This window comes from Rhodococcus sp. P4_F5, assembly GCF_056401315.1.
The window spans coordinates 23,392-41,535 of the sequence record NZ_JBFUJP010000013.1; the positions used below are offsets into that span (position 1 = coordinate 23,392).

Annotated in this window: 18 protein-coding genes and 1 pseudogene; 12 read left to right on the forward strand and 7 right to left on the reverse strand. The window is 67.2% G+C overall.

The window, feature by feature from the left end; translation table 11 throughout:
- Positions 1-20: 20 nt before the first annotated feature.
- The 4 genes from AC1DU4_RS08290 to AC1DU4_RS08305 all read right to left on the reverse strand — a co-directional run bounded on the left by AC1DU4_RS08290 (position 21) and on the right by AC1DU4_RS08305 (position 3,103).
- Positions 21-1,490 (reverse strand): bifunctional aminoglycoside phosphotransferase/ATP-binding protein, encoded by a 1,470-nt coding sequence (locus AC1DU4_RS08290; protein ID WP_477838794.1) that lies wholly within the window; start codon positions 1,488-1,490, stop codon positions 21-23.
- Positions 1,474-1,770 carry a flavodoxin domain-containing protein gene (locus AC1DU4_RS08295; RefSeq protein WP_477838796.1) on the reverse strand — a complete coding sequence of 99 codons (297 nt, stop codon included), beginning with the start codon at positions 1,768-1,770 and terminating at the stop codon, positions 1,474-1,476. Before AC1DU4_RS08295 ends, AC1DU4_RS08290 begins: the two co-directional genes overlap by 17 nt.
- A gap of 46 nt (positions 1,771-1,816) precedes the next feature.
- On the reverse strand, positions 1,817-2,647 hold the full coding sequence (locus AC1DU4_RS08300) for a universal stress protein (protein WP_477838798.1): 831 nt from the start codon (positions 2,645-2,647) through the stop codon (positions 1,817-1,819).
- A gap of 195 nt (positions 2,648-2,842) precedes the next feature.
- Positions 2,843-3,103 carry an SHOCT domain-containing protein gene (locus tag AC1DU4_RS08305; RefSeq protein WP_477838800.1) on the reverse strand — a complete coding sequence of 87 codons (261 nt, stop codon included), beginning with the start codon at positions 3,101-3,103 and terminating at the stop codon, positions 2,843-2,845.
- 492 nt (positions 3,104-3,595) lie between these two features.
- Between AC1DU4_RS08305 and AC1DU4_RS08310 the strand changes: the two genes are divergently transcribed.
- From AC1DU4_RS08310 to AC1DU4_RS08330, 5 genes are all read left to right on the forward strand, one after another.
- Positions 3,596-4,960, forward strand: a complete 1,365-nt coding sequence (locus tag AC1DU4_RS08310; RefSeq protein WP_477838910.1) for a wax ester/triacylglycerol synthase domain-containing protein — start codon at positions 3,596-3,598, stop codon at positions 4,958-4,960.
- A gap of 171 nt (positions 4,961-5,131) precedes the next feature.
- On the forward strand, positions 5,132-7,432 hold the full coding sequence (gene ppsA / locus AC1DU4_RS08315; RefSeq protein WP_477838802.1) for a phosphoenolpyruvate synthase: 2,301 nt from the start codon (positions 5,132-5,134) through the stop codon (positions 7,430-7,432).
- Positions 7,433-7,709: 277 nt separating this feature from the next.
- Positions 7,710-7,847: an E3 binding domain-containing protein gene (locus AC1DU4_RS08320; protein WP_477838804.1), complete on the forward strand. Its 138-nt coding sequence runs from the start codon at positions 7,710-7,712 to the stop codon at positions 7,845-7,847.
- Between the two features lie 41 nt (positions 7,848-7,888).
- Positions 7,889-8,800, forward strand: coding sequence for an ABC transporter ATP-binding protein (locus tag AC1DU4_RS08325; protein ID WP_477838806.1), 912 nt, complete (start codon positions 7,889-7,891; stop codon positions 8,798-8,800).
- Positions 8,790-9,590 (forward strand): ABC transporter permease subunit, encoded by an 801-nt coding sequence (locus tag AC1DU4_RS08330; protein ID WP_477838808.1) that lies wholly within the window; start codon positions 8,790-8,792, stop codon positions 9,588-9,590. Before AC1DU4_RS08325 ends, AC1DU4_RS08330 begins: the two co-directional genes overlap by 11 nt.
- A 165-nt stretch (positions 9,591-9,755) precedes the next feature.
- Here AC1DU4_RS08330 and AC1DU4_RS08335 read toward each other — a convergent pair whose 3' ends face one another.
- Complete coding sequence (locus tag AC1DU4_RS08335; RefSeq protein ID WP_477838810.1) at positions 9,756-10,271, reverse strand: flavodoxin family protein; 516 nt, start codon at positions 10,269-10,271, stop codon at positions 9,756-9,758.
- Between the two features lie 124 nt (positions 10,272-10,395).
- Between AC1DU4_RS08335 and AC1DU4_RS08340 the strand changes: the two genes are divergently transcribed.
- Together AC1DU4_RS08340 and AC1DU4_RS08345 are read left to right on the forward strand one after the other, a co-directional pair.
- Positions 10,396-10,836: a DUF1918 domain-containing protein gene (locus AC1DU4_RS08340; RefSeq protein WP_477838812.1), complete on the forward strand. Its 441-nt coding sequence runs from the start codon at positions 10,396-10,398 to the stop codon at positions 10,834-10,836.
- Between the two features lie 54 nt (positions 10,837-10,890).
- Positions 10,891-10,998, forward strand: a pseudogene (locus AC1DU4_RS08345) (universal stress protein); the annotation flags it as partial.
- Positions 10,999-11,037: 39 nt separating this feature from the next.
- On the opposite strand, the gene AC1DU4_RS08350 reads toward AC1DU4_RS08345, so the two are convergent.
- Positions 11,038-12,189: a serine hydrolase domain-containing protein gene (locus tag AC1DU4_RS08350; protein WP_477838911.1), complete on the reverse strand. Its 1,152-nt coding sequence runs from the start codon at positions 12,187-12,189 to the stop codon at positions 11,038-11,040.
- 249 nt (positions 12,190-12,438) lie between these two features.
- On the opposite strand from AC1DU4_RS08350, the gene AC1DU4_RS08355 reads away from it, so the two are divergent.
- Genes AC1DU4_RS08355 through AC1DU4_RS08370 form a run of 4 tightly spaced genes read left to right on the forward strand, consistent with a single transcriptional unit; the run spans position 12,439 to position 16,900 of the window.
- Positions 12,439-13,542 (forward strand): 3-oxoacyl-ACP synthase III family protein, encoded by a 1,104-nt coding sequence (locus AC1DU4_RS08355; protein ID WP_477838814.1) that lies wholly within the window; start codon positions 12,439-12,441, stop codon positions 13,540-13,542.
- Complete coding sequence (locus AC1DU4_RS08360; RefSeq protein WP_477838817.1) at positions 13,526-14,428, forward strand: 3-oxoacyl-ACP synthase; 903 nt, start codon at positions 13,526-13,528, stop codon at positions 14,426-14,428. Before AC1DU4_RS08355 ends, AC1DU4_RS08360 begins: the two co-directional genes overlap by 17 nt.
- Before the next feature lie 58 nt (positions 14,429-14,486).
- Positions 14,487-15,500 (forward strand): Acg family FMN-binding oxidoreductase, encoded by a 1,014-nt coding sequence (locus tag AC1DU4_RS08365; protein WP_477838819.1) that lies wholly within the window; start codon positions 14,487-14,489, stop codon positions 15,498-15,500.
- A gap of 5 nt (positions 15,501-15,505) precedes the next feature.
- On the forward strand, positions 15,506-16,900 hold the full coding sequence (locus tag AC1DU4_RS08370) for a WS/DGAT/MGAT family O-acyltransferase (protein WP_477838821.1): 1,395 nt from the start codon (positions 15,506-15,508) through the stop codon (positions 16,898-16,900).
- Between the two features lie 100 nt (positions 16,901-17,000).
- Here the strand turns inward: AC1DU4_RS08370 and AC1DU4_RS08375 are convergent, their stop codons facing one another.
- Positions 17,001-17,546 (reverse strand): universal stress protein, encoded by a 546-nt coding sequence (locus tag AC1DU4_RS08375; protein ID WP_477838823.1) that lies wholly within the window; start codon positions 17,544-17,546, stop codon positions 17,001-17,003.
- Between the two features lie 242 nt (positions 17,547-17,788).
- Here AC1DU4_RS08375 and AC1DU4_RS08380 point away from each other — a divergent pair, with 242 nt between their 5' ends.
- The gene (locus tag AC1DU4_RS08380; RefSeq protein ID WP_477838825.1) at positions 17,789-18,052 is read left to right on the forward strand and encodes a DUF1876 domain-containing protein; all 264 of its coding nucleotides are present in this window, start codon (positions 17,789-17,791) and stop codon (positions 18,050-18,052) included.
- The last annotated feature ends 92 nt before the right edge of the window (positions 18,053-18,144 follow it).

Below are 18,144 nucleotides of genomic sequence, written 5' to 3' on the forward strand. Positions count from 1 at the left end.
GGTTGACTTCGCCTGCTCGGTCAACACACGAACGGCGCACCGGCCCAGATCCGTTGCGCCTCCGCTGTCGAGTCGGCGAGGGTCCGAGCGGTGTCGATGCGGGTGGACTCGCCCCACCGGTCGCTGTCCGCGCCCATCCGGTCCGCTGTCTCGGCCGTGGCGTCCGACCACCCCGGGGTCCGTCTCCGAATCCGTGCGGCCGCCGCTGTCCGAGGGCAGTGGCACTCGAGGGGCACCACGGTGGCGCTCACGCGCTCGGCCAGTACTCGCGCCCGCTCGCGCTCACGCAAGTCGGTCCACGAGGCGTCGAGGACGACCGAGTGTCCGAGCCGGAGGTGATCCTCCGCGTACCTGCGCAGCGTGGAGTAGACCAGCGCGGTCGATGCGGGGGAGTACAGCCCGGATCCGTACACTCCCGGCTCTCCGGACAACTCGCCGGTGTCCCGCAGTCGACGGCGCACCTCGTCGCTCGAGATTCGCACCGCACCCACCGCCTCGGCGAGTGCCTCCGACAGGGTCGACTTCCCGGTTCCCGGTAGGCCTCCGACCAACGCAAGGCGCACCGCGCCCTCGCCGAGATGCCCGAGCGCGAGTGCGAAGTGCCGGGTGGCGTCCTGATCGTCGTCCGCCAGGCCCTGGGCACTTCGGACACAGTCGACCTTGGCCCGGACGAGCGCGCGATATGCGACGTAGTGGTGCGCCAGAGATGCCGGGGCCTCGTCGCCGGCGAGCTCTCGGTACTGCGCGAGCGTCGCGTCCGCGAGGTCGTGTCGGCCGAGGAACTCCAGGTCCATGGCGAGGAAGGCGGTGTCGTCGATGCGGTCGACGAACCGAAGCCGATCGTCGAAGTCCAGGCAGTCCAGGATCCTCGGCCCGTCCGGCAGGCAGAAGATGTCGTCCGCCATCAGGTCCCCGTGGCCGTCGACAATGTTCCCGTCCGACACTCGACGTTCGAAGAGTGCCGCCCGCCCGTCGAGGTAGCGACGGGCCATCGACGAGATCTTCTCGAGGTCCTGGTGCGAGACGACATCACCGGGGAGCGAACCGATCTCGTCGATGTTGTCCTGCCATCGCCGGCTTACCGCCTCGACGGATCCTTCCCGGTCGACGTCGGCGCCCCTTCGCGCCGTGGCGTGAAAGCGGGCGATCTGCTCGACCACCGGCAGAAGATCGGCGTCGGCGAAGTCGCCGGCGGCCGCCAGTGCGGACAGCCTGAACGCGTCCGGGAGGCGGCGCATGAGCAGGACCGGTTCCCTCGGACCGGAATCCGACGTTACGAGGTGCACAACGCCGAGGTAGACGTCGGGCGCGAGGCGGGTGTTGAGTTCCAGTTCTCTCCTGCAGGCCAACTCACGGAGTTCGTGGGTGCTGAAGTCGAGAAAGGCGGTGCGGACCGGCTTCTTCCCCTTGTAGGCACGGTTGCCCACCAGGACCACGACACCGGTGTGTGTCTCCCGAATCTGTGCGTCGAGTTCACCGCTGTCGGTCATCGGGTTCCCGGGCCTGGCTCATTCCGGTGGTCCCGCGGGCGCACCGATCGGACGAATTGCGAAATCGACTCGGGGTGGCACCTCCGATTCGGCGCCCTGTCGGACCCCGGATCGCGCTACCGGGCACGACGGCATCCGAGGGCGCGGGATCCGGCAGGTCCGCCACGGACTGCACCTCCACCAGCGTGCCGCGGCGAGTCAGCTCGTGTCCGATGCGCTGCGCGATCTCGGCGGTCGAGCCGTCCGCAGTTGCGTAAGCGACGAGAACGGTGACGCTCACGGGAATCCTCTCATTCTTTGTGGTGAGGTGCGGTTCGCGGCGGAGCTCAGATGTGCCCCCGATAGACGAGAACCGAACAACGGGCGTGGTAGATCAGGGATTGACTGGTGGAGCCGAGCACGGTGCCTGCGACTGCACCGCGGCCCCGGCTGCCGACCACGAGAAGTTGACCGTGCCTGCTCAAGGTCGACAGCTCCTCGGCGGCGCTTCCCTGCCGAACGAGCGTGTCGACGTGGACGCCTCGAATCGCCGTCTGCCACCGTTCGGCTCGACCGCGAATCTCCTCCTCGAAGTTGTCCGCGACGCCGAGCTCTCGGTCCCCGTGTGGATCCCGCCGGATCGAGTACTCGGCCCGCACCGCGAGCACGTGAGTGCCCCTGATCCGCGCCTCGTGGATCGACGCCCCGACGAGCGTGTCGTCGAGATGGGTGCCGTTCACCCCGACGATCACGGGTGCGCTCCGTGGCCGCACGCGGTGGTCCTCCCGGACGAGCGCCACCGGACAGCTCGCTCCCGCTGCCAGGGCGGCCGCGGTGGAGCCGAGCAGCATGCGGGGCAAGAACCCGACGCCGACCGAGCCGACGACCACCATGGTGGCGGAGTGGGATTGGGACAGCAGCGACGAGTGCGGCCGCCCGACCGCGACGGCGGTCTCCACCTCGACGGCCTCGACCGTCCGCGCCGCGGCGGCCGCTACTGTCAGTGCCTGCTGTGCCGCCCGAAGCTCGGTGTCGGCGTCGGCGACGACGTGGACCAGCCGGAGCTCGACCTGCCGCGCCGCCGCTTCTGTCGCTGCCCACTTCGCTGCCAGAATCGCGCAGCGGGATCCGTCGATTCCGACGACGACAGGTCCGGTGGTGTGCGGGTCGTAGGTCATTGTGCTCCGATCACGCCGCGGCGACTCGGATTCCGCGGTGCCGGTCCCGAAGTCTCACATGGGTGGCATGGTCATGGGCGCCATGGTCATGGGCGGCACGATGCCCATCTGCTGCAGCCACATCATCACCATGTGGCACGCATGATGCAGTTCCATCTCTGTCACCTCCCCTATTGAACTGTGCCCGAGGCGTCGTCACGGTTGCGGRCCACGCAGGGCGGCAGAGCGCGCGCGAAACTCTTCCTCGTCGATCTCTCCCCGGGCAAATCGTTCGGCTAGCAACTGCTGGGCGGAATGGTGAGGCGGTGGTGGGCCGGCCGGTTGGTGTCCCTGATTCAGGAACCAGACCACTGCCATGATTCCCCCGACCAGCAGGACGACGAACACCAGCAAGCCCATGGCCATGTACGCGTACATCCAGCCGCTCGGGTTGTGACCGTTCCAGTACATGTCCATGACTTCCGACTGCCTCTTCCCTGGTCGGCGCGATCCGCATTCGCGGGGTGCCGTCTTCGGACAACTGTCCGCCGGGCTCGAGTGTGTGTACAGGGTCGTTGTGCCCTGATCGGGGGCGGGCGACAGTTGTCCCACTGTGGGTCGATGCGAGCGGGCACCAGACCACGCCGCCGCGATCTGGATCCACCAATGCGGCGCTGGCAGTGGGGTATGCGGTGGCGGTCGGGCTCGGTACCGGCTTCCTTGCCCTCGTCGGCGTTCTCGGAGTCCGCCGCCCACTGTTCGACCGACCTATCCGTGCCTGGGAACGGGAATGGCGAGCCGTCGGAAGCTCGCCGGGATAGCCCGTGGCCTGACTCGCGGTCCGGATCTCTGGCGACCGCATGGAGGACCTTCGGCCGTGTCGAAGCCGCCGGAGGAGGGCAACACTGGACAGTGAYGAGCACCCGCGATACGGAGCGTGACCCCGTGGCGAAGCCGACGGACCCGTACATGACGCAGACCGACCTGCTGTCGTGGCGGATGGAGCAGGACCCGGTGCTGCGATCGACGATCGTGGCTGTCGCGCTTCTCGACCGGGTCCCGGACTGGGACGCGTTCGTTCGCTTGATGGAGCGCGGCACGAGAGCCGTCCCGATCTTCCGGTACAAGGCGGTCAGCTCGTCGATCGGACTAGCGCCGCCGCGCTGGGTCGTCGACCCGGACTTCGACCTGTCCTGGCATCTCCGACGAGCAGGCGTGTCGTCTGCCGACGGACTGGCCGCGGTCCTCGACTTTGCCAGGACCGCCGGCATGAGTGCCTTCGACAAGGACCGGCCGCTGTGGGAGTTCACCGTGCTCGAGGGACTTTCCGACGGCCGGGCTGCGCTGGTGATGAAGGTGCACCACGCCTTGACGGACGGGGTCGGAGGAATGCAGATCACCAACGAGATCGTCGACTTCACCCGCACGGGCACCGACCGAGGGCCTGCTCCACAGGCTGTCGTGCCGGAGCCTGCCGATGGGCGGTGGCCTGCGCTCACCACGTTGTCGTGGCATCTCGACACCGGCGTCCGGCTCCTCCGGAAGTGCATGTCCCCTACGGTGGGGATGTCCCGGATCCTGACGGCACCACTGTCGACGGTGCGTCGGCTGGCAACGGTCGCAGGCTCTGTCGCCCGCTTCACCCGGCCGGTGACCACAACGTTGTCACCGGTCATGACCGAACGGAGCACTCGCAGGCAGTTCGYAGTACTCGACATCCCCCTGGACGGTCTCCGCGGCGCGGCAAGTGCGGGCGGCTGCACGATGAACGACGCCTTTCTGACGTCCGTCCTGCTCGGGTTGAAGCGGTATCACGCACTCCACGGGGCCGATGTCGCCGAGCTGAGTCTGACGCTTCCGATGAGCCYGCGCGTCGAGTCGGATCCGTTGGGCGGCAACAGAATCACCCTTGCCCGTTTCACACTGCCGACGGTCGCAACAGATCCCGGTGATCTCATGCGCGCCGTCCGGCGAACGGTGACCGCATGGCGTGACGAACCCGCCGTGGCGCACTCGTCGTCGATCGCGGCGGTTCTCAATCTGTTCCCGGCGAGGATCCTCGGCAGCATGCTCAAACATGTCGACTTCGTTGCCTCCGACGTGCCCGGCCCGACAATCCCGCTGTATCTCGCGGGCGCGGAGATCTGCGAGTACTACGCATTCAGCCCCACGCTCGGCGCAGCCTTCAACGTGACGTTGTTGTCGTACCTGGGTCACTGCTCGATCGGAGTCAACGCGGACTGCGCGGCGGTGCCGGACCTCTCGTGCCTGACGGAGTCCCTGGATGCGGGATTCCGAGCGGTCTGCGCCCTGGGCGTCCCACCCGGGGTGTGAGGTCACGTGGTGCGGGCTCCTCGATCTCCACTCGCGTGACACCGGCGACGGTGTGCACGAGTGCCTGCACCACTCGCTGCACCGAACAGGCAACGCGACAAGGTGACCTTCTCCCCTCGGAAAGTGGTGTCCAAAGGGTGTTCGCTTGGAGGGGACCGAGAGGACGACGCCATGACACTGCAACATCCGGACACCGACTACCGGAGGGTCACACAACTCGACCAGGTGACATTGCAGGATTCGCCGTTGGTGGGGGGCAAGGCCGCAAATCTCGGAGAACTGACACGCGCACGCTTCCCCGTGCCGCCCGGATTCGTGGTGTCCGCGACCGCGTACCTGGAGGCGTTGGACGCCGCCGGCCTCAGGGAATCCGTACGAGCGGCCACCGCCGCCGGCCAGAGTCCCGAGTCGACCAGCGACCTCGTTCGGGGGCTGAGCATTCCGGAGCCGTTGCGCGACGAGATTGTCGAGGCATATCGCTTGCTCGGAGAGTCGGTACCGGTTGCGGTGCGCTCCTCGGCGCCCGCCGAGGACGGGCTCGACATGTCGTTCGCGGGAATTCACGAAAGCTACACGAACGTCACAGGTACCGACGCCGTACTCGATGCTGTACGGAACTGCTGGGTGTCGCTCTGGTCGGACCGGGCAATCGCGTACCGCGACGTGCACGGCCTCGACGACGAGCCCTCCATCGCCGTCATCGTGCAGGCCATGGTTCCGGCGGACCGGTCGGGCGTGGCGTTCACCGCAGACCCCAGGACCGGGGACCGCGACCGGATCGTCATCGAGGCGGCGCTCGGTCAGGGCGAGGTGGTGGTGGGCGGACAGGTCGAACCCGACATGTACGTGGTCGCGAAGCAAGACTTCCGGCTGACGGACGTGCGGCTCGGTTCGCAGGGATTCGAGATCACGGCGGGGACCGACGGCGACACCCGGGTCGACCTGCCGACCGGGTCGCTGCACGAGCGAGTCCTCGACGACAACCAGGTGCGGCAGGTCGCGTCGCTGGCCGCAGCCGCCGAGAACCACTACGGCCGCCCACAGGACATCGAGTACGCCTTCGTCAAGGGGCACCTGTGGATCGTCCAGTCGCGGCCCATCACCACCCTCGATCGCTCCGACACATCGCAAGGCACGCGGGTGGACGGGAGCCGGGTGGTCCTCGTCAGTGGCCTGGCTGCCGGTCCGGGGGTTGCGTGTGGACACGTTCGCGTCCTGCACGACCTCAGCGAAGCCGGTCGGCTGACCGACGGCGAGATCCTGGTCGCCCCGATGACCCGGCCGGACTGGGTTCCGACGCTGCGGCGGGCGGCCGCAATCGTCACCGATGGAGGTGGGATCACCTGCCATGCCGCCATTGTCGGTCGCGAGCTGGGCCGGCCAGTCGTAGTCGGTGCGCGGACGGCAACCGCCGACCTGGCGGACGGTCAGCTGGTGACCGTGGACGGCGGTTCCGGAAACGTCTACGAGGGCGATGTCACCTCGCTCTCCACCGCCGGCACGGACACCGCTGAGGGCGGCGTGGCAGCCGTGGCGGCCACGCGAGGCGTGCCTGGGCCACCGGCGGTCGTGACCGCCACCTCGCTCTACGTCAATCTGGCGTCACCCGAGGTCGCCGAGACCGCCGCGGCGATGGATGTCGACGGCGTCGGGCTGATCCGAGCCGAGTTCATGATCACCACGGCGCTCGACGGCACGCACCCTTCGCTGATGATTTCCGAGGGCCGGCGTGAGGAATACGTCGACCGGATGGTCGCCGCCATGACCACCATCGCCGCCGCATTCACGCCCCGGCCCGTGGTCTACCGCGCCGTCGACCTTCGATCCAACGAGTTCGCGGGGTTGAGAGGCGGCGAGGTCGAGCCCGACGAGGACAACCCCATGATCGGTTACCGCGGCTGCTTCCGGTACATCCGGGACCCGGAGCTGTTCCGACTGGATCTCGACGTCCTGCACGCGGTACGCCAGCGGTACGACAACGTGCACCTGATGATTCCGTTCGTGCGCACGCGATGGGAACTCGAGCAGTGCCTCGGCCAGATCGACGCGCATCCGCTGGGGGCGGACCGGACGATGCACAGGTGGATAATGGCGGAGGTGCCGTCGGTCGAGTACTGGATCCCGGAGTACGCGCGCATGGGAATTGACGGGCTCTCGATCGGAACCAACGACCTCACCCAGCTGATACTCGGCGTCGACCGTGATTCGGCAACGTGCAGTGACCTGTTCGACACCGCCGATCCGGCGGTCCTCGCCGCCGTCGACCGCATCCTCGAACAGGCTCGAGCGTGCGGGATGACGACCTCGCTGTGCGGACAGGCCGTCTCCGAAGATCCCAAGCTGGTGGAACATCTCGTCCGACGCGGGATCACCTCGATCTCGGTCACTCCCGACCGGGCGGTCGCGGCCCGGCGCACCGTGGCCGCCGCCGAACGACGGATCCTGCTCGAGGCCGCTCGACGCAGCCAGTAGCCCCGGGCGTGATCGGGGATGCAGGCCATCGCCCTGGTGGGAACCCTTGCAGTGGGCGAGTACCTGGCGGCCCTCATCGCGGTCGACACCACCGAACTTTGCCGCTCCCGCGAAGTCGGTACCCGGACCCGAGGGACTCCACGACACCCCGCTGGTCCGTCGCCTCGCCGCGGCCGCCGACGCCGAAGAACCGACGACGTCATCGGCCGAGGTGTCGGTGGCCGAGTCGGCGAGCAGCACGGCGAAACGGTCCCCGTCAGAACCTGGTCGACAACGGGTGTCTGCCTACGCACGCCGACTTGCCGGCGAACTCGGCATCGACCTCGGCGCGGTGGGTGGCACCGGGACCGGCGGCGCCACTGTCGGCCCACCATTGACCTTGCCGAGTCGTACCGGCCGCAGGGAAGGGACCTAGGACCCTGATCTGGTGTGGCGCGGGTGGTCCAGGCTTGAGGTATGCCCAGTCGCCCAGCGATCGCCACCTCGGGCCTGTCCAAGTCCTACGGCCGGCAGCCCGCTCTGGTCGACGTTGACCTGAGCGTCGAGTCGGGAGAGATCTTCGGATACCTGGGGCCCAATGGCGCAGGCAAGTCGACGACGCTCCGACTCCTGATGGGCATGCTGCGCCCGACGTCGGGGTCGGCGACCGTGCTGGGGTTCGATTGCTGGTCGTCAGCATCTCGGGTGCACAGTCGGGTCGGCTACGTTCCGGGGGAGCTTGCGCTGTACGAGAAGATGACCGGTTTAGATCATGTCTCCTACTTCGGCCAGATCGTGGCCCGTCGAGGCGGGTCTCGGGCGGCTGACATCGCCGAACGCCTGGATCTCGATCTGGCTAGGCCCGTGAGGGTCTTGTCGCGGGGGAACCGGCAGAAGCTCGGGCTGGTGCTGGCACTGATGTCGTCTCCGGAGCTGCTCATTCTCGATGAACCGACGACCGGCCTGGACCCGATCATGCAGCGAGAATTCGACACGATACTGCGGGAGCACACCTCTGCCGGGGGAACCGTGCTGCTGTCGTCACATCTACTCAGTGAGGTTCAGCAGGTAGCGGACCGAATCGGAGTGCTGCGCGAAGGCCGGTTGATCGCGGTCGAGAAGCTCCACACACTCCGCCAGAAGTCCCTGCACCACTTGGTCGTCGAGTTCGACCGTCCAGTGCGAGCGGACATGTTCCGCGACGTGGTGGGTGTTCGCAACCTCGTTGTGGAAGGGAAAACCCTGAGGTGCGACGCGCCGGAACAGGCACTCAACGCTTTGGTCCACCGCATCGCCCAGTTCACGGTGGTCGATCTCGAATGCGCCGAGGCAGACCTCGAGGAGACGTTCATGACCTACTACGGAACAGAGTCCAGCGATGTTTCGTAGCGTGATGACAAAGACGCTTCACGATCAACGTCGCGCATTGCCCGCGTGGGTGATCGGCCTCGTACTGCTGGTCGGAATGTATGTGGCCATCTGGCCAAGTGTGCGCGGCGAACCGTCGATGAACGAGTTTCTCGATCAGATGCCAGAGGCATTTCGTGCCCTCTTCGCGATGTCGGGCGCGGACATGTCCACGCCGATCGGCTACGTGAAGATCGAGCTCCTGTCCTTCATGGTGCCATTGCTGCTGCTGACGTACGCGATCGGAGCGGGCGCCGCGGCGATCGCGGGCGAGGAGGATCGACGGACGCTCGATCTGCTCCTTTCCGCACCCATCAGTAGGCGGCGCATCGTCCTCGAGAAGTGCGCAGCCATGGTGATCGGCACGGCACTGCTGGGAGCGGTCACCGGGTTCGCGTTGATCGTGCTGGGCTCGCTCGCGAACATGGAGCTGCCCCAGAGCGGGGTGGCCGCAGCCATGGTGCATGCGGTGCTGCTCGCGCTGGTCTTCGGTGCACTTGCCTTGGCGTTGGGTGCCGTCACCGGTCACCCCGCGGTCAGTCGGTCGGTGCCTGTCGCCGCAGCCGTCCTTGCCTACATCGTCAACGGTCTCGCGCCCATGGTGTCCTGGCTCGAGCCGTGGCAGCGCACCTCGCCGTTCTTCCAGTACGCAGGCCACGATCCGATTCAGCACGGGTTCTCTGCCGGATCCGCGGTCATCGCCGTGGTGACGGTCACGGCGTTGGTCGTCATCGCGGTCGTCGGCTTCGATCGACGCGATACTCGCGGATGAGCTACATGTGCGGGGACATCAACGGGACGACGGCATTGACGAGTGATCCGGCGCCTCGGCTCAGCCGTGAACTCGCTTCTGCCGAGTCTCGTGGAGTTCGGCGTAATGGCGACCTCCTTCTCCGAAAGGGACAGAGCGTCACCGCGGTTACGCGGGCGAGCACCCTCACTGCTGTGCAAGCGAGCGCCCCCACTGCTCGGCTCGAATCTCTTCGCCATCCTCGAGGCGCGACTCCTTGTCGACGAGGAAACTCTCCGACTCCGCGACGAGATCGAATCCCAGGTGCCGAAGCTTTCTCCCGATGCCCTTCGATGCTCTCCCGGTCAGGAACGCGGGCGCATCCACTCGGGTGTCGAACGCGACTGCCTTGCCGTGTGTGGTTGGAAGCGACGAAAGCCATTCCCGGATGCCTTCGCTCGCCGCATCCGGTTCCAGTGTCACCGTGCTGTCGGGTTTGCCGGCCGTGTCCTCCGCGCTGTGACGTGTCGATTCGCGACTCATCCCGTGTACGTGTGTCGGCCCTCCGACGATCACCAGGTCGTATCCAGACAGGTCCTCGTCCCGTGCCTGCGACACCGGGACGGCCTTGACCGAACTGAACGGTGCGATGCCCCTGGCTATCGCTTCCGCGACGCGATGAGTGTTCCCGAACATCGACTCGTGGACGACGAGTGTGCGCATGACGATTCCTCCTGTGCCGAGCACTGGTCGGAACCGAACCACGGACTCGGTGCGATCCTCCGACTCGGGTTTCACTTATCAGTGTTCCATCGACCACCACAGCCGGAGCAGAGCACAAAGTCCTGTGGCCGAACTTCTTTCGTCGATCCGCTCCCACGTCGGTGTGACCGAACCAGGTGATGCCGAGGCCCCGACAGGTGCCCAAAGCCTCTTCCTCGGTGTGGCGCAAGGCGCGACGATCGAACGACGACACACAAATACCGATCTTCTCGGGTGGTGGCGGACGGAGAACGGAATGCACGCGGAACCGGGGGACTGGCTGGTGATGAAGGGAACGATCGTCGGCGCACCGGACGAGATCGGGCAGATCGTCGAGGTCCGTTCGGCGGGCGGTGGGCCGCCGTACTTCGTCAGATGGTTGCGCGACGACCACGAGTCGCTCGTCTTTCCGGGACCGGACGCGCATGTGGTGACCGCCGCCGAGAAGCTGAAAACGGACAGTCGCGAGCGGCGCCGCATTGTGGAACTCCAGCAGGCGATCGCCCGAAAACCGCACGCAAGCTGAGTGTGAAGCGGGACTGAGGAGTCGGACATGAACGCTCTCGCGAACCGGCAGGCGATCGTCGTCGTGGGAAGCCATGGCCACAATCGCCTCGCCGGATCCCTTCTGGGATCGACAAGTCAGAATCTGCTGCACCAGGCGATGTGCCCGGTGACGATCTGCCGTGCCGATGCCTGGTCACGTCCGGGGGAGCTCGCGTCCGGGCTACAGCCGCCTCGCGATCGACTCGGCCTCCGCGCCCAGCTTGGCCAACCGCAGGTCGGCGAGGGGGGTGAGGGTGTTTCCCATCCGGTTGGTCACGAACGCCACCGACAGCCCCGTGTCCGGGTCGGCGAAGGCCCCGGAGCCACCGAGACCGTAGTGACCGAACGCGTAGGGCGACTGAGTTCGGCTCGCGACGAACGCGGCGTGGTAACCGAGCCGCCAGTTCATCCGGACACCGAGCACGTAGTCCCGGGCCGTGGTCTGCACCTCGCCGATCTGAGCGAGGCCGGCCTCGCTCAGGAATCGGGTGCCGCCCACCACTCCCCGGTTGGACATCGCCGCGTACATGCGGGCCAGGCCGCGGGCGCTGAAGACGCCGTTCCAGCCGGGCATGACGTGGTCGTGGATAGCCGGGTTCCGGACGAGTTCGTCGAACCCTTCCGGCATGCCCGCGGCGGCGAGGTTGTGGAGGACCGGGGTCCGCGACAGGACGAGGGATGCCACTTCCCAGGGGATCCCGAAGGGAGTGATCCGCGGAAAGAGCTTCGCGATGCGCCGGCGCTCGTCGTCGGGCACCTGGAACCAGAACTCGGGGATGCCGAGGGGGTCTGCGATCTCGGTGCGGACCAAGTCGGTGAACGACATTCCGGTGACCCGGGTGGTGAGTTCGGCGACGAGTGACCCGAAGGTCACCGCGTGATAGCCGGGCAGGACACCACGCCGCCGGTCGGGGACGGCCGCAGCCAGCGCGGCCGCCAGCCCGTCGTGATCCAGAAGCGCCAAGCGGCCCGGCACCAGGCCACGCACGCGATGGAGTCCGGCCCGATGGCTCAGCAGTTCACGCACCGTGATGGAGTCCTTGCCCGCGGTCGCGAACTCAGGCCAGTACTCGGCGACCGCTTCGTCGTAGTCGATCAGCCCGCGGTCGGCGAGGCGGTGGAGGACTGTGCTCGCGACGCCTTTGCCGGTCGAGAACGACACCGAGACGGTGCTCGATTGCCATCGCGTGGTGGGAGTGGACCAGCCCGACCAGATGTCGACGACCGGTTCACCGTGCAGGTACACCGCCAGCGCGCCGCCGCCGTCCGACGTCCGGCCGAAAAGCCCGAAGAAGCGATCCGCCAACGGCGCGAAGGTGGGCGACACGACCATCGCAGTCGGGGCGTGCTGCACGCCGCGGGAGTCCGGGCGTCCGGACCGGCTCTTGTCCGACCTTTCGTGTGCGTGCGTCATCGTGTTCCGCTCGTCGCTGTTCGGGGGCCGCGCTCACACGTCCCCTGCCGGTGTGTACAACGCTGAAATACCCCTGGGGGATTCCCGGCGGACCTGGACAGAGGCCGAAATGCTCTGGTCCGCACGCCCCGCGCTGCGAGATCGTAGATGCACGGAGGTGGCAGTTCGATGGTCAAGCATTGGCTCGTGATGGAGACCCAGAACCCGGATGGTCGGTTGCCCTTCCACACCCGGGTGGCGGGTGCGGGCCGGCACCTGCCGGCGACGCGGCTGACAACCGACGACCTGATGGCGGGCACCCGCCACACGACGCACATCGATCTCGAACGACTGACCGGGATCCACGAACGCCGGATCTCGGTCGGAGACGAAGACTCCTACACACTCGCCACCGCTGCAGCGCACGATGCGCTGCAGCATGCCGGGCGGACCGCGGCATCGATCGACGTCGTGATCAGCTGCAGTATCACCAAGTTCAGGGACGGGCTGACCCAGTGGCTCGAACCGACCATGAGCTGCGCGGTGGCGCATGCCATCGGCGCCGACACGGCGATGACCTTCGACCTCGCGAACGCCTGCGCCGGAATGTTGACCGGTGTCACCGTGGCGAACAACTGGATTCGGCAGGGACTGATCGAACGGGCCCTGATCGTCAGCGGCGAGTACATCTCCCAGCTCGGCCAGAACGCGGCCGAACACATCCACAGCATCATGAGCAAGGAGTTGGCGTCGCTCACCCTGGGCGACGCGGGCGCCGCGCTGCTCCTCGAGCGAGCCCCTGCCGGGTCCGCCGGGATCCGGCTCGCCGGGTTCACGACGGTGGCCGACTACAGCCGGCTGTGCCTCGCGTACCCGAAGGGTGACGATCCGGGCGCACGAATGTTCACCAACTCACGGGGGATCCAGAAGGCCGCCATCGCAGACACCCCCCTTCTGCTGCACGAGGTCCTCGACACCCTCGGCCTGACCATTCACGACATCGACCACGTGATCACCCACCAGACCTCTGCTCGAGCAATCCGCAAGGGGATGGCCGAAGTGAAGGCGACGTTCGGTGACTCGCCCCGGCACGATGCCGTCATCACCGTCGACAGGTACGGGAACACGGCCTCCACGACCCACACCGTCGCACTGGTGGAAGAGCTCGAGGCGGGCCGAATCCGGCCGGGGGAGACGGTTGCGTTGATCGCCCTCGCGTCGGGTCTGGAGATCGGAATCGTCCTGGTGGAAATCGACGAGAAGTTGGTGGCAGGCTATGGGCACCTTCATTGACCGACTGGAGATCGTGCACGGTCGGTGGGGATCACGGCACAGCGCCCTGCACCTGGCCGTGGCCGCGGCGAAGTCCTGCCTGGAGGGCGCCGGTCGCAGTGCGAACGACCTCGACCTGCTCGTCAACACGGGCTTGTACCGGGATCGGAACCTCGGCGAGCCAGCGCTCGCCGCGATGATCCAGGAAGACATCGGCGCACATCCCGAGGACCCGCACAGCGATTCCCACGGCACGTTCTCGTTCGACGTCGCGAACGGCACCTGCGGAGTGCTGACGGGCCTGCAGATCGTCGACGGCTTCCTGCGCTCGCATGCGATCAGGTGCGCGCTCGTCGTCGCCAGTGACGCCGATCCCGGCCACGGCATGAGCGAACATTTTCCGTTCTCCGCCACCGGGGGAGCGGTGTTGTGCAGCTGGAGCGGCGGTGGCTACGGGCTGGGTCCGGTGAACTGGGTGAACGAGCCCGACGACGGCGATTCGTTCCGGGCGACCGTCGGTCACAGTGACAACCGGAACATCCTCCGGATCAACCAGTCCGACTCCCTGGACGAGCGCTATGCGTCGGCGGCCGCCACGGCCGTCACCTCGTGCCTCGCGCGTGCCTCGCGCGGCCTCGAAGAAGTCGACGCGATCGTGGCCGCACCGGCCCGCCCGGGCTACCGAGCGGCGCTCGCGACCCGACTGGGAGTTCCCGAGAGCAGGATCAGCGTGGCCGACGACGTCCGCATGCACACCGCCGCGCTGGTCGGCGCGCTCGGCCGCGGCCGTCACTGCATGGTGGCCGGCACACGCACGCTGATCGTCGCAGCGGGGGCGGGTGTGACAGCAGGAGCCGCCCTCTACGAGGAGCCGCCGGAGCCGGACACCGTGCGGAGGACATCGTGATCGGGAATCAGACCGCAGCGCCAGAATCCGGCATTGCTGGAATGACCCGAGGTGCGCGATGGAACTCTTGACGATCCCGACGGTGCCGAACCGACGGACAGTCGAATCGGCCGTTGCACTCGCCTGCAGGGCACCGTCGCTACACAACAGCCAGCCCTGGCGGTGGGTCGCCGGCCGCAACCACCTGATGTTGTTCAGCGACCCCGACCGACTGTTGCCGGCCACCGACGATTTCGGTCGACAGATGGTTCTGTCCTGTGGGGCAGCGCTCAATCACCTTCAGTACGCTTTCGCTGCTCGACGTTGGACTTCCGTGATCGAACGGCTGCCCCGTACCGCGGACCGCCAACTTCTCGCCACCATCGGCTTTCGTCAGACGGCGGAGGTCACTGACCTCGACGCCACCCTGGCTCTGGCCATCGGCCGGCGGCGAACCGAGCGGCTGCCCCTCGCCGCGCCCACGGAGTGGAGTCGGACTCTCGACGATCTGACCGCACTCGCCGAGAAGGCCGGCGCGCGTCTCGAGGACCTCGGCGAGCGCAGTCGCCCCGAGCTCGAGGCGATGTCGCGCCGCATCAGCGGACAACGTCGGAGAAACCTGGCCTACCAGGCGGAACTTCGATGGTGGGCGGGACACTCGTCGTACCCGGACGGCATCCCGTCCGCATCGCTGCCGTCCGAGTCGAATCGCACCGTTGCGGTCGGACGCGACTTCCCACCGGGTAGTTCCACCTCGGAAGCCGACGACGACCGCGCCGCGATCCTCCTTCTCTCCACGCCCGCGGACTTGCGATCGGACTGGCTGCGATGCGGCGAGGCACTCTCGGCCGTGCTACTCGCCTGCACCGCCCGCGGCCTCGCCACCTGCCCGATCACGCACCTGACCGAGCAGGAGACCACCAGAACCCGTGTTCGTGAACTCTCGGCCGCCGACGGTCTACCTCAGGTACTGATCAGAGTCGGGACGAGCGCCCGACCCGAACCGGCATCGGCTACTCCTCGACGGCCGTTGTCGGAAGTGCTCTTCCGGGAACACTCGATTCTGGACGACGACCACCCGAAGCCGAGGTGAGACAGATGGCATCCGACAATCTCAGCTTCCTCGACGCGGGCTTTCTCGAGACGGAGGATTCCGATCGACACGCCAGCCTCAACATCGGGGCACTCTCGATCGTCGAAGGCCCGGCTCCCGACCAGAACGAGTTCCGCGAGGCTGTAGCCGTCCGTCTGCTGGATCTTCCGCACGCAACGCAGAAACTGCACACCGCCCCTTTGGATGTAGACGCACCCTCGTGGGCGGATGACCCGAGCTTCGACCTCGACCGGCATCTGCGACGCGTCGCGCTCCCCGAGCCCGGAGGGGACGAAGAACTGTTCGGCTTCGTAGGACGGGTGATGGCACACCGGCTGGACCGCGACCACCCGCTCTGGGAGTGCTGGGTTGTCGAGGGCCTCGCCGACGGCAGGTGGGCGATCCTCGCCAAGCTGCACCACTGTCTGGCAGACGGCATCACCGGGACGAAGCTGTTCGATGCCATGTGTGACGAGCCGGACGAGCGGGTGACCCCGGAGCCCGAGACGGCGCCGACGCGGGCCGCGCGACTCGCGGAGTCCGCTCAGTCCCTGATGTCTCCACGTCGTCAGCTTCGCCTGCTGTCCACGGTGGTGAGCGCGCCACGGCGAATCGCCGCCGTGGCCGCCGGCGCTGTCGGGGGACTCGCACGGCTGCTGGCGGAGATGGTGACCACCTCGTCCACCACCTCCCTGAGCGGACCGATCGGCCGGCAGCGTCGGTACTGCGGGGCCCGGGCCAGGATGGCGGATGTCCGCAAGATCTGCGACGCCTACGACGTCACGGTCAACGACGTCGCCCTCTCGGCAATCGCGAGCGGCCTACGCACCCTTCTTCTGCAACGAGGCGAGCAGCCCGACGCCCACGCGGCGCGAACCCTCGTACCGGTGTCGGTGCGCTCCGGACGCGACCGTGACTCGACACACAACCAGGTCTCGCTGATGCTGCCGTTCCTTCCCGTCGACATCGAAGACGACATCGAACGCCTGGTCGCGGTGCACGAACGGCTCGCCGCACACAAGAACCAGGGCGAGGCGGAAGGAGGTAGGGCGTTCACGTCCTTGGCGCAGTACGGGCCGTTCATGCCGATGGCCTGGGCTGTTCGACTTGCCCTTCGCTACCCGCAGCGCAGCGTCGTCGCCGTTGCCACGAACATTCCCGGACCACGCGACGTCCGACACCTGTTGGGGCGGAGGATCCTCGACGTCTTCCCCTACGTGCCCATTGCGGTGCGCCTGCGTATCGGCATTGCGATCCTCAGCTACCACGACCGCCTCACCTTCGGACTCACCGGTGACTACGACACCACTGCCGACCTCGGCGACGTGGCCCGGGCAATCGAGCGCGCGGTGGCGTCTCTCCTGACCGCATCCGGCTCGTCGACACCGATGTCTCAATAGCGGGCTGTCGGCGACCAGGGTCAGTTCGTCTCCGGTCGCGGCGGTCTTCTTGACAGGGTCGACAGTCACTTCCCGGGCAACACGCTCCGGGGCGTCGCTGTCACGGGCGCGACGGACCGACGAAGGCGGTGGTGCAGGATGCACGGAGAAGGACCTGGGCGCCGGCGGGCGGCCCGGACTTCACAACGACGACCGGACATTGGCAGTGTGCGATCAACGCCGCGGTCGTAACCATGGAGGCATCGGCGAGAGTCGGTGGCTTGGACCCGAGTACGAGTAGTCGAGCGTCGGCAGCGGCCTCGCGCAGCACGGTGTAGGCATCGCCGATGCGTACCTCCGTGCGAAGCTCGCCGGCGCCGGGGCGGGTCGTGAGACCTTTGACGGTCTCGCGCGCGATCTCCGCTGCCTCGGAAAGACGCGCACGTGCTTCGAGCTGGTGCTGCCTCGTGAACTCGGCGGGGTGGGACGGCGACGGGGTGTCAGGGCGCGGCGCGAGCGCGTACACCAGCAGGATCGGAAGGTGGTCGGGCGCAGCGGCCTCCACCGCCCAGGCCGCGCCGTGCAGGGCACCGGGACTGCCGTCGATTCCGACGACGAGCTTCGTCCCGGAACCGCCCGTTGAACCAGAGCCGACTGCCGTGTTCATGGCCACTCCCGTGATCGTGGTGGTGGGCCCACTATGCGCGAGCGACGCCCGCCGCATAAGGGCCCAATTCCCCTAAAAGTGCGAAGCGCGCGACCTGGGGAGCATTTGGCCTCGGCCGACAGAGGACCTTGTGCTCTGCCCCCGTGCACGGGCGAGGAGAAGGCTGGCCTGCAGGTCGAGGCGGGCACGCGCCCACAACGTCTCCTCGACGCTGAAATGCACGATCGGTGAAGGAGTACGCGATGAGCGACAAGCACTGGGTGATCGACGTGGCGATCAACGAACACGATCGTCGGACTCGGTCATTGGCTTCCCTGAAGATCGGTTCCTCCAAACTTGTGGGCGTCGGGTTCGCGAGGCGAGATCCGGCGGACCCGGAGGTGCCGACGATCGGCGACGAACTTGCCACCGCGCGCGCACTTGCAGACCTGGCGAGCCAGTTGGTTGCCGCGACCGCCAAGGACATCGAAACCGTCACGCATCAGCCGGTCCAGTTGGCTCGCTGACCGTCACGACCGAAGAATCAGCGCAACTGGTGGCCTTTGGCCCTGTACGCACGCGCATCGGCGCGGAAGCATCGAAATCATCCAGATCAGTG

Coding starts and splice junctions, on each gene's coding strand:
- AC1DU4_RS08290 (WP_477838794.1), bottom strand. CDS start 1,490: ATGACCGACAGCGGTGAACTCGACGCACAGATTCGGGAGACACACACC.
- AC1DU4_RS08300 (WP_477838798.1), bottom strand. CDS start 2,647: ATGACCTACGACCCGCACACCACCGGACCTGTCGTCGTCGGAATCGAC.
- ppsA (WP_477838802.1), top strand. CDS start 5,132: ATGACACTGCAACATCCGGACACCGACTACCGGAGGGTCACACAACTC.
- AC1DU4_RS08325 (WP_477838806.1), top strand. CDS start 7,889: ATGCCCAGTCGCCCAGCGATCGCCACCTCGGGCCTGTCCAAGTCCTAC.
- AC1DU4_RS08330 (WP_477838808.1), top strand. CDS start 8,790: ATGTTTCGTAGCGTGATGACAAAGACGCTTCACGATCAACGTCGCGCA.
- AC1DU4_RS08335 (WP_477838810.1), bottom strand. CDS start 10,271: ATGCGCACACTCGTCGTCCACGAGTCGATGTTCGGGAACACTCATCGC.
- AC1DU4_RS08350 (WP_477838911.1), bottom strand. CDS start 12,189: ATGGTCGTGTCGCCCACCTTCGCGCCGTTGGCGGATCGCTTCTTCGGG.
- AC1DU4_RS08355 (WP_477838814.1), top strand. CDS start 12,439: ATGGTCAAGCATTGGCTCGTGATGGAGACCCAGAACCCGGATGGTCGG.
- AC1DU4_RS08360 (WP_477838817.1), top strand. CDS start 13,526: ATGGGCACCTTCATTGACCGACTGGAGATCGTGCACGGTCGGTGGGGA.
- AC1DU4_RS08365 (WP_477838819.1), top strand. CDS start 14,487: ATGGAACTCTTGACGATCCCGACGGTGCCGAACCGACGGACAGTCGAA.
- AC1DU4_RS08370 (WP_477838821.1), top strand. CDS start 15,506: ATGGCATCCGACAATCTCAGCTTCCTCGACGCGGGCTTTCTCGAGACG.
- AC1DU4_RS08375 (WP_477838823.1), bottom strand. CDS start 17,546: ATGAACACGGCAGTCGGCTCTGGTTCAACGGGCGGTTCCGGGACGAAG.
- AC1DU4_RS08380 (WP_477838825.1), top strand. CDS start 17,789: ATGAGCGACAAGCACTGGGTGATCGACGTGGCGATCAACGAACACGAT.